Source organism: Candidatus Pantoea deserta, assembly GCF_003813865.1.
Lineage (GTDB): Bacteria > Pseudomonadota > Gammaproteobacteria > Enterobacterales > Enterobacteriaceae > Pantoea > Pantoea deserta.
Genome location: NZ_RMVG01000062.1, coordinates 1 through 1,030, shown reverse-complemented (window position 1 = coordinate 1,030; position 1,030 = coordinate 1). Strand labels below are relative to the sequence as shown.

The following is a 1,030-nucleotide window of genomic DNA, read 5'->3' as shown; positions in this document are numbered from 1 at the left end:
CTGCCGCCAGCAATCTGTGCCAGCACCGCGCCCGCTACCGCGTGCGCCATCGTGTTAGCCGCCAGGTTGGTGCTTTCCGTGCCGTCGGGGTTTTAAAGGTCGCTGGCTGGAAGCGCTGGGATTTACGACCGGGCAGAAGATCGAGGTGATCACCGGGCCGGGACAGCTGATCATCCGGCTGGCGACAGAAGGATAACTGGCTGGCTTATAAAGTAAAATCCCGGCACTAAGGCCGGGATTACGTGTTTATTCTTTTCTAAGATAAAGTAAAAAGCCATTGGATTTTATTGGCTCAGGATAATCCAGCCTTGTGACAACTGTATGAACAACTGAACTATCATCAAGATCAGCAATAATTTCGGTTTCCACTATAGAAGCATTTTCTTCATCATCTTCACTAATAATTCCATCATAAAAAAATTTTAGAGTAATGCTATCACCGTCCAATAATGCTGATATTGCTCTAATATTCTTAGTTATATTTCCAAGTAAAGCCCGCTGAGCCGATAGCTTAAAATAATCATTACTTTTCATAAGACCCCCTCATCACTCTTCTGATGGTCTTGCTGGAACAATATGAACACTATTCTTTCCGTAATGGACTATTCCATTAGTCGTCAAAGCCGACACACCTGTCTGTGGATCGATATAATTACCAATATTCTGCCCATAATTAATTCTTTCCTTCGAACCTGGACTCCCGACAGGGAGATTGCCAACTTGCTGGCCTGTTCCTAACTTTGGAAGCAATGACTGCGCAGGGACAGTAATTATACTTTTATTCAACCCTGCTTCAGATGCGATCTTATATTCGTTTGTGCCGAGAACATGCTTATTTTGTTGTACTTTGTTAATGGATATTTTGCCTAACCAACCACCTCCGGCCTTAAGTGGATCCCCCTCTCCATCAAGTACATTCGGTTTCATCGGGTTTATCAGGATGACTTTTACCGGGCGATTGCCATGTTCCCGCTGCAACTCATCTTCATCTTTCCCCAGCGAGTTGTTCTCTACCGTATTCTTCCCGGCA

2 protein-coding genes and 1 pseudogene are annotated in these 1,030 nt (G+C 44.9%); 1 reads left to right on the top strand and 2 read right to left on the bottom strand.

The features are described 5' to 3' along the window. Window positions 1-94 precede the first annotated feature (94 nt). Window positions 95-196: pseudogene (locus BBB56_RS23405) on the top strand (SymE family type I addiction module toxin); the annotation flags it as partial. Between the two features lie 50 nt (window positions 197-246). On the opposite strand, the gene BBB56_RS23400 reads toward BBB56_RS23405, so the two are convergent. Together BBB56_RS23400 and BBB56_RS23680 are read right to left on the bottom strand one after the other, a co-directional pair. Next, complete coding sequence (locus tag BBB56_RS23400; RefSeq protein ID WP_123803270.1) at window positions 247-534, bottom strand: MafI2 family immunity protein; 288 nt, start codon at window positions 532-534, stop codon at window positions 247-249. 12 nt (window positions 535-546) lie between these two features. Beyond that, the coding region (locus tag BBB56_RS23680) for a polymorphic toxin type 50 domain-containing protein (RefSeq protein ID WP_233593105.1) at window positions 547-1,030 on the bottom strand (484 nt) is incomplete at its 5' end.